Origin of the sequence: Nostoc sp. PCC 7107 (assembly GCF_000316625.1) — a bacterium.
In the GTDB taxonomy this organism is placed as follows: domain Bacteria; phylum Cyanobacteriota; class Cyanobacteriia; order Cyanobacteriales; family Nostocaceae; genus Nostoc_B.
This window is the reverse complement of sequence record NC_019676.1, coordinates 1,744,028-1,756,799: the sequence shown is the minus strand read 5'-3', so window position 1 is coordinate 1,756,799 and position 12,772 is coordinate 1,744,028. Positions and strand designations below refer to the sequence as shown.

7 protein-coding genes are annotated in these 12,772 nt (G+C 40.6%); 3 read left to right on the top strand and 4 right to left on the bottom strand.

Annotated features, from left to right (window positions below; genetic code table 11):
- Window positions 1-90: 90 nt before the first annotated feature.
- Window positions 91-999, top strand: coding sequence for a metallophosphoesterase (locus NOS7107_RS07530; RefSeq protein WP_015112382.1), 909 nt, complete (start codon window positions 91-93; stop codon window positions 997-999).
- 101 nt (window positions 1,000-1,100) lie between these two features.
- Here the strand turns inward: NOS7107_RS07530 and NOS7107_RS07525 are convergent, their stop codons facing one another.
- Complete coding sequence (locus NOS7107_RS07525; RefSeq protein ID WP_367580163.1) at window positions 1,101-1,505, bottom strand: HetP family heterocyst commitment protein; 405 nt, start codon at window positions 1,503-1,505, stop codon at window positions 1,101-1,103.
- 472 nt (window positions 1,506-1,977) lie between these two features.
- Between NOS7107_RS07525 and NOS7107_RS07520 the strand changes: the two genes are divergently transcribed.
- Together NOS7107_RS07520 and pgmB are read left to right on the top strand one after the other, a co-directional pair.
- Window positions 1,978-4,386 (top strand): sucrose synthase, encoded by a 2,409-nt coding sequence (locus NOS7107_RS07520; protein WP_015112380.1) that lies wholly within the window; start codon window positions 1,978-1,980, stop codon window positions 4,384-4,386.
- A 69-nt stretch (window positions 4,387-4,455) separates the two neighbouring features.
- Window positions 4,456-7,341: a beta-phosphoglucomutase gene (gene pgmB, locus NOS7107_RS07515; RefSeq protein WP_015112379.1), complete on the top strand. Its 2,886-nt coding sequence runs from the start codon at window positions 4,456-4,458 to the stop codon at window positions 7,339-7,341.
- A gap of 61 nt (window positions 7,342-7,402) precedes the next feature.
- Here pgmB and NOS7107_RS07510 read toward each other — a convergent pair whose 3' ends face one another.
- The 3 genes from NOS7107_RS07510 to purM all read right to left on the bottom strand — a co-directional run bounded on the left by NOS7107_RS07510 (window position 7,403) and on the right by purM (window position 12,740).
- Window positions 7,403-10,120 (bottom strand): zinc-dependent metalloprotease, encoded by a 2,718-nt coding sequence (locus tag NOS7107_RS07510; RefSeq protein WP_015112378.1) that lies wholly within the window; start codon window positions 10,118-10,120, stop codon window positions 7,403-7,405.
- Between the two features lie 521 nt (window positions 10,121-10,641).
- Window positions 10,642-11,328, bottom strand: a complete 687-nt coding sequence (locus NOS7107_RS07505) for a PHP domain-containing protein (protein ID WP_015112377.1) — start codon at window positions 11,326-11,328, stop codon at window positions 10,642-10,644.
- Window positions 11,329-11,711: 383 nt separating this feature from the next.
- Window positions 11,712-12,740, bottom strand: coding sequence for a phosphoribosylformylglycinamidine cyclo-ligase (purM, locus tag NOS7107_RS07500; protein ID WP_015112376.1), 1,029 nt, complete (start codon window positions 12,738-12,740; stop codon window positions 11,712-11,714).
- Between the last annotated feature and the right edge of the window lie 32 nt (window positions 12,741-12,772).

The following is a 12,772-nucleotide window of genomic DNA, read 5'->3' as shown; positions in this document are numbered from 1 at the left end:
ATGAGACTACTGCTGTCTCTTCTGCCCTAATGTATCACTTCATTGCACTTGGCTTCGGTTAAACTGACTATTTATTGAATTTGGTGAGTTATGAACTGGAAACGCCGTCAATTTTTATTCTTAGGAAGCCTGGGAGCCATTGGTACAGGAATTCTCGGCTGGAGATTAGTTCGTCAAAATAGCTATACCGATAATTCTGTCGCAATAGCAGGTAAACCAGCGAAAAAAGACTTACTGTTGCGTTTTGTTTCTGTAGCAGATACAGGGACTGGTGCAAAAGGACAGTATGCTGTAGCTGAAGCAATGAATTTTTATCACAGGCAAAATCCATACAATTTAGTCGTTTTAGCTGGCGATAATATTTACAACAACGGCGAAATAGAAAAAATTGGTGCAGTTTTTGAACGTCCTTATCAACCTTTACTCAAAAAAGGTGTCAAGTTTCAAGCTTGTTTAGGTAATCACGATATTCGTACTGATAACGGCGAACCGCAACTTAAATACCCTGGCTTTAATATGCAGGGAAAACGTTACTATACATTTCGCCGTAATCAAGTGCAGTTTTTTGCTTTAGATACTAACAGTAATGCTGATTGGAAAAAACAACTACCTTGGTTAGAGCTAGAATTAAGCCGCAGTGATGCACCTTGGAAAGTTGTATTTGGTCATCATCCAATTTACGCCTCTGGTGTTTATGGTAATAACCCAGCTTTTATTCAAGCTTTTACGCCTTTGTTTGAAAAATACGGTGTGCAACTTTATATCAATGGTCATGAACACCACTATGAACGCACCAAATCTATTAATGGCACAACTTATTTAGTTACTGGCGGTGGTGCTGGTACTCGTCCTGTAGGTCGTTCTGAGTGGACAGCATATTCGGCTTCTAGTTTGAGTTTTGCAGCTTATGAAGTGTATCCAGATAGAATAGAAGTCAAGGCTATTGGTACTGATAAGCGCGTTTTTGATCAGGGTGTGATTCAGGTGAAAAGTGTTTAATTAAGTTGGCTAAGGTTTCGTGCATTCGCCGCCAGGCGTTCCCGTAAGATAGGCACAAAGTTAAAGGTGGGTAACACCCACCAAATCAATTAAGTTATTTCTTAGTTTTGTAGCTCTTTTCCTTTTGAGGGATAGAGTTTAGCCATATTAGATTTTAAATAAAATGGTAAATTGACACCTTGAATATTTTCTTGTTTTTTGATGGGTGTATCTAGAGATTTTGCATTATCCAAATCCAAATTCTGAGTTTTTTCTTGGCTACCAGTAAGATTAATTGAGGTATTCACTGCATTTTCTAACTCTGATTTTGTATCTGTAAATTGGCTCTGCTCTTTTATTAAACGGCTGTAAGTTCTTTGTGGAATAAAGTGGAGTGGATTATAGCCAACAAAACGCAAAATTAATACACAAGCCCAAGAATATCTACCATCACTAATAGCTTCGATTACTTGATCTAATTGTTCGTGAGTAATCAAACTGTGAAAGTTTTTTTGAGAAGAAGGCATCTGGTAGTTCATGGCTAACCCTGTAATGGTGCTTAATGAGAAGTTAGTAAGGAGGTTCTGTCTGGGTTTTGAAGTTTTCTGAGTTGCTGGAAATTCAGATTAGAAAGCCAGATTTTGTATCAGAATTTTGCCTAACAAATAGTTACCTACTACACAGAATACTCTTTAATTTGTTGTAAATTTAGCCAAAATGGCATTTTTTCTGAGAGACAATACCAAATTGGGTAGGTAATTATTAGCGCAGTCTTTTGTTTTGGTTTTTCTGCCTAATTTAGTTAACAAACAAGTTTTATTACTTAAGGCTTGAGTTTGGGTTGAATAATTCATACCAGAGCTAGAAGACAAAAGATGCAATACTCATCTAGCATAAGAGATGTAAAAAGGGAAATATACCTCTAACACCCTACAAAAAAATTGCCATTGTTGAGGAGCAAAAATGAGGTTGTGACCTAATAGAGTGGTGGAATTCGTTATGAATGAACTGCTACAAGCTGTGCTGAACAGTGACGAAAAATCTGTTTTACAAGAATTAATTTTTTCATTAACTAATTCAGGTAAACAATACTTCCTGAGAAATGAAATTCTGCAAGTGTTTGCAGATTATTGTCATAACTCCCAAAAGCCTGCTTATTTTTACTACTCTTCTTCGATTGGGAAACTGATTCACTATACCCATGAAATAATTTTGTCAGAGGGCAATGTTTGGTTTGTGATTCGACCCAAAATTGCTAGTCAAGAAGTCTGGCGGTTGAATGGTGACTTGAGTCAGTGTGAATTGATGTCACCCCAGGCTTATTTAGATGAAAGCGATCGCTTGGTGAATCACTACCAGCCCCATATCCTGGAAATTGACCTCGCACCATTTTACGAAGATTCCCCCTCCGTCGATGACCCTAGAAATATTGGTCAAGGTCTAGCTTTTCTCAATCATTACCTGTGCGATCAATTGGTAAATGATCCACAACATTGGTTAGAGGTATTGTTTCAAGCCTTGCGGCGAGTGCAATATGATGGGAGACGGTTGTTAATTGGCGATCGCATTTCTTCAGGTCTACAATTCGCTCAACAAATCAAGCAAGCAATCAAGTTTCTCAGTGACAGACCAGCCAAAGAACCCTACGAGAAATTTCACTTTCACCTCCAAGACCTCGGTTTAGAACCAGGGTGGGGAAATACAGCAGCGCGAGTCAGTGAGACGCTATCATTACTTGATCGGCTGATTGATACCCCCCAACCTGCCATTTTAGAAGCATTTGTGGCGCGTGTTCCTGTGGTTTTTCGCGTCGTCTTGATTTCTATTCACGGTTGGGTAGGACAACAAGATGTCATGGGACGCGATGAAACATTAGGTCAAGTGATCTATGTTCTGGAACAAGCACGCAGCTTAGAAAATAAACTCCACGAGGAAATCGCACTCGCGGGACTTGACATATTAGGTATTCAACCCCATGTAATCATTCTGACTCGACTGATTCCCAACTGTGAAGGTACATCTTGCGGACTCAAGCTAGAAAAAGTCGAAGATACAGAAAATGCTTGGATTTTACGCGTTCCTTTCGCTGAGTTTAATCCAGAGATTACTAACAATTGGATTTCTAAATTTGAGATTTGGCCTTATTTGGAAAGTTTTACCAATGATGCAGAAAAAGAACTAATCGCTGTATTTAAAGGTCGTCCCAATTTAATTATTGGTAATTATAGTGATGGTAATTTAGTTGCGTCACTTTTATCTCACCGTCTCAAAGTTACTCAATGCAATATTGCTCATTCTTTAGAAAAGCCCAAATATCTCTTTAGTAATTTATATTGGCATAACCTAGAAGACCAATATCATTTTTCTGCACAATTTACGGCTGATTTAATTAGTATGAACGCCGCTGATTTTATTATTACCTCATCCTATCAAGAAATTGTCGGTACACCTGACGGGATGGGACAATATGAATCATATAAATGTTTTACAATGCCTGAACTATATCATGTAGTTGATGGAATTGACTTATTCAGTCCTAAATTTAACTTAGTACCGCCGGGAGTCAATCAAAAAATCTTCTTTCCCTACACCCAAAAAGAAAATAGGAATTTTCATCAAAGCAAACAGGTTGAAGACTTAATATTTAACCGTCAAGATTTGCAAATTGTAGGCGTTTTGGATGAACCTAATAAACAACCTATATTTGCTGTAGCTACTCTATCATCGATTAAAAACTTGACTGGATTAGTCGAATGTTTTGCTCAAAGTGAAGAATTACAAAAGCGATGTAATTTAATTATCTTAACAAGTAAATTGCATCCAGAAGAAGCGGCTAATTTAGAAGAAGCGGCAGAAATTCAACGGCTGCATGACATTATTAATCAGCATCATCTCCACAATCATCTTCGCTGGGTGGGAATGCGTCTGACTGGCGTTGATATAGGCGAAGCCTATCGTGTAATAGCCGATCGCCAAGGAATTTATGTGCATTTTGCGCGGTTTGAGTCTTTTGGTAGAAGCATTTTAGAAGCGATGATTTCTGGTTTACCAACTTTTGCGACTCAGTTTGGTGGTGCTTTAGAAATTATTGAAAATCAAGAAGATGGCTTTATTATTAACCCCACTGATTTAGGAGGTACAGCACAGAAAATTATCAGCTTCCTGGATGAATGTGAAAATCATCCCCAACATTGGCAGGAAGTTTCGGAATGGATGAGCCAGCGAATTATTAATAAATATAATTGGTCATCACACACCAGTCAATTATTATTAATGGCGAAAATGTTTAGCTTCTGGAACTTTGTCTCGCCAGAAAATAACGAAGCACGCGATCGCTATATGGAAAGCTTGTTTCATCTCATCTTTAAACCGAGAGCAGAAAAGATTTTAGAACAACATATACATTAAATAAAAGTAACCAATTTTTTAACTATCTAAATCCAAAACTAAACCTCGCATTTGGAATTTAGCTTAACAATGAATACAAAAAGTATTACTGATAATTTTATCTATACAGACTGGACGTTAACTGAAACCCAGTTTGACCCCGATCAGATACATTCTAGAGAAACTATTTTCACAATTGGCAACGGCTATTTAGGCACACGCGGTAGTTTTGAAAGAGACTATCCGCGTGAATTACCAGCAACTTTTATCCACGGTGTCTATGATGATGTCCCTGTGGTGTATACAGAACTCGCTAACTGTCCCGATTGGCTACCAATGGTAGTAACTATTGATGGCGATCGCTTCCGTCTCAACGAAGGCGAAATTACCCATTATGAGCGAGTGCTAGATGTGCGCCACGGTCTCCTTAACCGTTCTTTACGTTGGCGCACTCCCACTGGGAAAACTATAGATATTCGCTTTCAACGTTTTGCTAGTTTGGCAGATCAGCATATTTTGTGTCAACGCTGTGAGTTAACGCCGTTAGATTTTGACGGATTGATTGAAGTGCAAGGTAGCATCAATGGTTATCCTGAAAATCAAGGATTCAACCATTGGGTAGATTTAGACCAAGGTAAAACTGAACATGGTATTTGGTTTCAGAGTCGGACTCGTGGTTCTCGAATTACGATTGGTATGGCAGCTAAGATGACCGTATTAGGGACGGAATCATCCATCCAAGTTAATACTGCGCCTGGTTATCCTTCCTTAAATGCAACCTTTCTCACCAAATCACAGCAAACTGTGACAGTAGAAAAATTCGTTACAGTGTTTACTTCACGGGAAATTGAGACACCAATCAAAGCAGCACAGGAAAAACTGGCTGAAATTTCCGACTACGAAACCCTACGCAATACACATACGCAAGCTTGGGATGCAGTTTGGCAGCAGAGTGATATTTTGCTAGAAGGCGATAATACAGCGGCTTTTGCTATTCGCTACAATATTTTTCAACTGTTAATTGCTGCGCCTCGCTATGACGATAAAGTGAGTATTCCCGCCAAAACTCTTTCTGGGTTTGGCTATCGCGGCCATGTTTTTTGGGATACAGAAATTTTTATTCTGCCATTTTTTACATTTACCCAACCAGCGATCGCACGTAACTTACTAACTTACCGCTATCACACTTTACCAGGAGCTAGACGCAAAGCCTTGCATTCTGGCTACAAAGGCGCAATGTACGCCTGGGAAAGCGCTGATACTGGCGATGAAGTTACACCAAGATGGTCGCTTCCCAATGATTTTTATGGTGAAGATGTACGTATTTGGTGCCGCGATCGCGAAATTCATATTAGTGCAGATATTGCCTACGCTGTTTGGTATTACTGGTTAGCCACGGGTGATGATGAGTGGCTGCGAGACTACGGTGCAGAGATTGTTTTAGATACAGCAATCTTTTGGGGAAGCCGAGTTGAGTATAATTCAGAACAACAACGCTACGAAATTCGCGCAGTGATTGGAGCCGACGAGTATCACGAATTGGTTCACAATAACACCTTCACCAACCGGATGGTGCAATGGCATTTAGAAAAAGCAATATTTATTGATGATTGGCTGCGGCAAAATTTCCCCGAACTGGCGGCAGAATTAGCAAAACAACTGCAACTGACAGCCGAAGTGCGATCGCATTGGCAAGATATCATTGCTAAAATCTGGATTCCCTACGACCCCGAAACCGGATTAATTGAGCAGTTTGAGGGATTTTTCCAACTCCAAGACATTAACTTAGACGAATACGAACCCCGTCAGCGTTCCATCCAAGCAATTTTAGGGATTGAAGAAGGTAACAAGCGGCAAGTTTTAAAGCAGCCAGATGTATTGATGCTGCTGTATTTAATGCGGGAATCGGCGGATTTTCCCTATAACCCCAAATCCTTACAAGCAAATTGGGACTATTACGCACCACGCACCGATATTACTTACGGTTCGTCTCTCGGCCCAGCAATTCACTCTATTCTAGCCTCCGATGTGGGGGAATCGGTTAGAGCCTACAAACGCTTTATGCAAGCCGCAATGGTTGATTTAGAAGACAGCCGAGGGAACACCAACGACGGAATTCATGGCGCGAGTGCTGGCGGTGTATGGCAAGCAGTAGTTTTTGGCTTTGGTGGAATTCAGTTAACAGAAAATGGCCCCGTCGCCAACCCGCATCTACCTTCTCACTGGACGCGACTGAAATTTAAACTCCACTGGCGCGGGGAATGGCATGAATTTGATTTGCAACCACAAGGGGGACAAGAGAGAATGACCGATATTCGCGGAGTAATTTTTGACCTTGATGGTGTACTAACAGATACAGCCGAATACCATTATCAAGCTTGGCAAAGGTTAGCTGATGAAGAAGGTATTCCTTTTAGCCGTGCAGCTAATGAAGCCTTGCGGGGTGTATCTCGGCGGGAATCTTTAATGTTAATTATTGGCGATCGCAAATATTCCGAAGCGCAAATCCAAGAAATGATGGAGCGTAAAAATGGCTACTATGTAGAACTGATTCATCATGTCACACCGAAAGATTTATTACCAGGCGCGATCGCACTTTTGGATGAATTACGCCAAGCAGGAATTAAAACAGCTATTGGTTCAGCCAGCAAAAATGCTCATACTGTAGTTGAGTTATTGGGGATTGCTGATAAAGTAGATGCGATCGCTGATGGTTACAGTGTGCAAAAACCCAAACCTGCACCAGATTTATTTTTATACGCCGCCAAAGAACTCGGACTGCAACCAAAACAATGTGTAGTCGTCGAAGATGCCGCAGCCGGAGTGGAAGCAGCTTTAGCCGGGGATATGTGGACAGTAGGACTAGGGCCAGTTGAACGGGTTGGTGCAGCAGATGTTGTATTACCTAGCCTAGCTGGGGTGAAGTGGGCGGATATTCAAGCGAAATTGAGTGAAAAAGTGCTGAGTAGCGAGTAGAGAATGGGGCGTAGGGAAAAGACTTTCTTCCTCCTGCCTCCTGCCCTCTGCCCCCTGCCTTCTACCGAGAAACCAACTGCGCGTTTAACGCCTTCGTAATGCGATCGCCAGCAAATTCTAAATGAGCTATTGTGTAAACATCTAATGCTGTGCCGAATTGTTGCAGCTTGGTGTTAATTGCTGTTTGCAACTGCCGCAATTCGTACCAAGCTAGTGTTCGCCCCTCTTCTAGTTGATCATTAGTATTCAACACCATCTCTAGCAAAATATTGAGATGTTCTCGTTGCAGGGAACGGCGAATACTAGAAATTGATGTTGGTTGTGCTGGGGTGAAAACTTCTGTCCAAATGCCTGTTTGCAAGGTGTCAAATAACTCTGGCAGAGAAAGTGCTTGCCCAGGCTGAGTTTTTAATTCTACATCTCGCAGACGATTTAAGCGATCGCTATCTAACAGCGATCGTAATATGGCACTTTGGAAAGAGAGAATGCGATCGTGAATGGGATAATCAAGACGGCTGTGCAGTATCGGACTACCCCAATGTTGCCAGCGCGACGGTGCAAGTTGATTTAGCAATTGTGGTGAGAAACTAAAAGCATCTTCAGCAAAAACATATTCTTGCAGCTTTACTAATGCTTGACGTTGTTGCAATAGTGAAACCGGTACAAAAGCCCAAGAATTATCATCACCAACATGAAGCCGCTGAAATGATTGCCCACCAATATATTGAGAAAGTAAGCTGGCATTGCGAAAATAGTATCTCAGCACTCTATTAAATAAACTGCGTAAGCTACTATAGCTTTCTCCCTTGGGTAAATAATCCTCATCCAAACGTTGCCACATCACGCGGGCGTTATCCATTTGCCATTGGGAATATACCAGAACATCGCTACTCATATCCCAGAGATTTGCTAACGGGTTGATGTCGTGGGTATCTTCATCAGTTGCATAAGATAATTCTGGTTGCGGCGATGCTAAAGCAATTTCTTCTAAAAAGCTTTTTTCTGCTTCCGGCGTGACTCCCTCACCGGCTACATCAGGATTTTTTTTGTAACCATATTCAATTGCCCATTCATCATAAGGGCCAATAACACTAGGAAAATACTCACCTTGCGGCACTCCTTGGGGTGCAATATTCACAGGTAAATAATCCATCACCGAACCCGCTAAACCTTTGGTATGGGTGATTTCAGTGTTATTTAATTCTTGCGGCGCTAACATCGTGCTGCCATGAAAATTGTGCCGCAAACCGAGAGTATGTCCAACTTCGTGGGCAATTACAGAACGCAAATATTGATGCACATACTCCTTCATCGTTTCACTATTGGGTTTAGTATTTTGCAGCAGTGATAATGCTAAAGCCCCCATCGCAACTTGCTCTGTAGATTCTGCGCCGTAACAAGTATCAGAACTAGATATGGCTTGTAAATGGGTGTAGGGTAAAAAACTTCCTGCCCCCTGCCTCTCAACTCCTGCCTCCTGACACATTGATGAAGCTTCAATCAGCGCATGATATTCTTGCTGAATTGAGCGCACCATATTGGCATCAACAATAATATCTGCGTCTAAGATTTCGCCAGTCAGTGGGTTAACCCGCATTGGCGCTCTAGCAAAACCAGCATCTAAAGAATTGAACCAGCGAATAGTGTTGTAGCGCACATCTGCGGGATGCCAATCAGCATCATCGGGCATTTGTCGCACTTCAATGGCATTTTGAAATCCGGCTTTGGCAAATGCTTGATTCCACATCAAAACACCTTCCCGCATAGCTTCTCTGTATTCAGGTGGCACAGCATTTTCAATCCAAAACACAATCGGCTGTTTCGGTGGCGATAAAGGGGCGTTAGGTTCCGATGGTTCTAAATGCCAACGATTAATATAACGGACAAATGGTTCTTGTATATTATCTTTAGAAAAATCTTGAAAAGCAGTAATAAAATATCCTACTCTGTCATCAGCAATTCTGGGAATATAACCGTTGCTTTCTTGCAATTGTGAAAAACTATAATGCACCTTCAGGCTAAGGGCGCGACTATCAGGTAATGTAATGAGATTTGCGCCTTCTGGTGAAGAGAAACCATAATTTGCATCAATCTCTACGTTTTGCGGAAAGCTGTTAACATTGCCAAAATAAGATTTACTACTTTCTAAGCGGTAATCTGCCTGTAATGAGTATTTTAATAAAGGAGTTAACCCCGAAAAATCCTGCATTAGCAGTTCTTCTAGGTTAATAAGAATATTTTTACTACGTGGATCAATACTATCTATCCCTACAGCATAAAGCACCGAATCACTAAATGAACGAGCCAGCGATCGCGCTTCTGCTTCCCCTGGTTTTATCCGAAATTTGACGTTCTGAATCACAAAATGCAAATTGTTATTTACACGGCGAAAATAGAAGAGAAAATCGGCTAAAGGTAATCCGCTATAAATCCCATTTTCACCCAAACCAGATTCTAAAGTAACTGTAGCAAGATAACTTTTATTTAGCTGTTCTGGTTTTATTTCTAAATAAACTTTGCCAGATTCTTCGTTACTATAAAGTGTGAATAGTCCTTCTTGTTTAATTACCTCTTTGACTATTTCACGAAATCGCCGCAATTCCTCTTTTTTAGCCTCTCCAAAATTATTAGCAACTGCTAAGTTTTCCACTACCGGGATTGGGTTTAACTGCTGAACATCAGGTTCTGTCAGTTGATTTGCACTTGCCCAACTATTATTTAGAAAAAAAATGTATAGCAATATTGTACAGATTGCTAATTTTGCGATCCAGTGTCTCATCCTTTAGCTTCTGATTCGGAAGTGGTGATTGTGTTGAGGAAAAACTATGGGACTAGTACGTAGTGAGTCAGAATTTCTCAGACTTATGCAATACTTAAGACTGATTTGCTATGTAAATTCACTGTAGTCATACAAAGAATTTTTTACCTCAGAACAATGAGAAATCTGGTGATTGATAGTTGGGGCTTTCCAAGAATTTTCATTGATTAAATGAAATTAATTGTATCTTAGGATAGATGTTTTCTAAATATGTAGATGTATGTTTTCTCGAACTATATATTGTAATGGAGTTAAAATAATGTATGTGTTGCTACAGTCTCTATACAACAAGATCCCCGACTTTTCTAAAAAGTCGGGGATCTGAAGCTATTGAGTATATGTATTGACATAACCGGATTAATTTAGTGCATTGTATTAGTTAAAATTAAGCACAAATGTAGAGGCTTGCCTGGCAAATTTTGTTGTGGAGTAACCCCCTGGCTGCTTGAACCAGGAGTAGTGAACAAAATTAAATATACATTTTACAATCGCTGGAGCAAATTTAAACCATGAGTATCAGTACCACAGGTATTGAACAAGCCATATTCACTAGCCAACTGTTGTACTTGCTGTGATTCTGTTGGACTTGGTTTCCAAGGACTGGGGTTATTATAAGCGTAGAAAGTTTCCACACCATCAATACCCTGTTCAGCCGCAGCCGCAATTAAATCAAAATGCGATCGCCTGTAACGCGCGGGATGCGCCAAAACTGCTAGTCCACCAGCTTCATGAATAGCCGCAATCACGTTAACTGCTTGATATTCTCTACCTGTGACAGCGCTTTTTTGCAAGTAAGGTTTAATACTAGAGTGATTTGCCTCAAAGGCGTAAGCCAAAATGTGAACCTCATTATCCAAGAGGTTAGCATTGATTTCTGTACCACTCCATAAATAAGGAATGTTACTGTGAGGATTTTTCCACTTCCAGTCTTCTAACCAAGCTTGCGCTGCTAAATAGCCACCAATATTATGATGGTCAGTGATTGCTAATCCTTCTAAGCCAATAGCGATCGCTTGTTCCATCAATGCACTAGGCTGTAACCTACCGTCTGAATGGACGGTGTGCATGTGAAAATTAAATACTTTCGGACAGCTTTGGGCATCAATCTTCTGGAATACTTGTTTTAAAAGTTCGCAAGAAGTCGATGTCCGCGTACAATTCATAACCATAATACCCTCTGCACAAATATACGCAGTTATTCACACACCAAAACGCCACACCTATAGATAAGAAAGAACCAGCACGTATCATCGGTGCTAGTAGGTATTTAATTAGCTTACTCAGCTAAATTTTTCAATATGTTAAGACTACGTTAGCAAATCTCAATGATAATGGCCATGAGTATTTTCGATTGCTTTAATAAGCGCAAGTCAAAAATTTTTCTCAAATATTCAAGTAAATACTGATACAAATTTTTGGCATGAGCTTCTAGGGAATAGGTAATAGTATTGTTAATTCAACAAATCAGAAATTTTTTTCAGTTACTAACTCAGAATATTTAACTATACCACAAGTAAAAAAACCTCTCTTCCCTATTCCCTACACCCTACGTTTAACTAAATAATCCCTCCAGTGTACCTGCACCAGAAATTACCTCACCAATTGCAAAGGCGGGAATATTTTGTGATGCAAAAAAGGAAATTGTTTGTTCTACTTGCTGTGACGGTATTAACAGCACAAATCCAATCCCCATATTGAATGTATTAAACATTGCTTCGTCGCTCACTGCACCGACTTCTGCTAACCATTGAAATGTTGCAGGAATTTGCCAACTTTTAGGGTTAATTCTAATACTTTGATTTTTACCTAAACATCTGGGTAAATTTTCTGGTAAACCGCCACCTGTAATATGCGCCATTCCATGAATTTCTATACCAGCTTGACGGGCTGCGAGAACTGGTTTGACATAAATGCGGGTGGGTTGGAGAAAAGCTTCACCAATAGTTGCGCCACCTAATAAATCTGGGCTGTCGCTCCAAGCAAAACCCCCATCACTGACAATCTTACGGACTAAGCTGATACCATTACTGTGTACACCAGTACTAGCAAGTGCGATCGCTACATCTCCCACTTGTACCTGAGAACTATCCAACATCTGGCTTTTTTCGACAATTCCCACGCAAAACCCAGCCAAGTCATATTCTCCAACTTGGTAAAAACCGGGCATTTCCGCCGTTTCTCCGCCTAATAAGGCACAACCAGCTAATTTACAGCCAGTAGCTATCCCTGCGACTACCTGTGTTAACTGCTCTTTATCTAACTTACCTGTGGCGACATAATCTAAAAAAAACAGGGGTTCTGCACCAGATGTCAGCACGTCATTGACGCACATGGCTACTAAATCAATCCCCACACTATCGTGACGATTGAGAATTTGGGCAATTTTTAGCTTTGTACCTACACCATCTGTTCCCGAAACCAGTACAGGTTCCTTGTAACCCGTTGGTAGTTGAAAGCAACCGCCAAAACCACCTAATCCGCCGAGTACTTCTGGCCTAAAGGTGCTATGAACCAAATTGCGAATTTGATCGACAAAGGCTCTACCAGCCTCAACATCAACCCCTGCATCCCGATAATCCATAAGAGTTAGTCAAACTGAAGTATGAAGTGTGA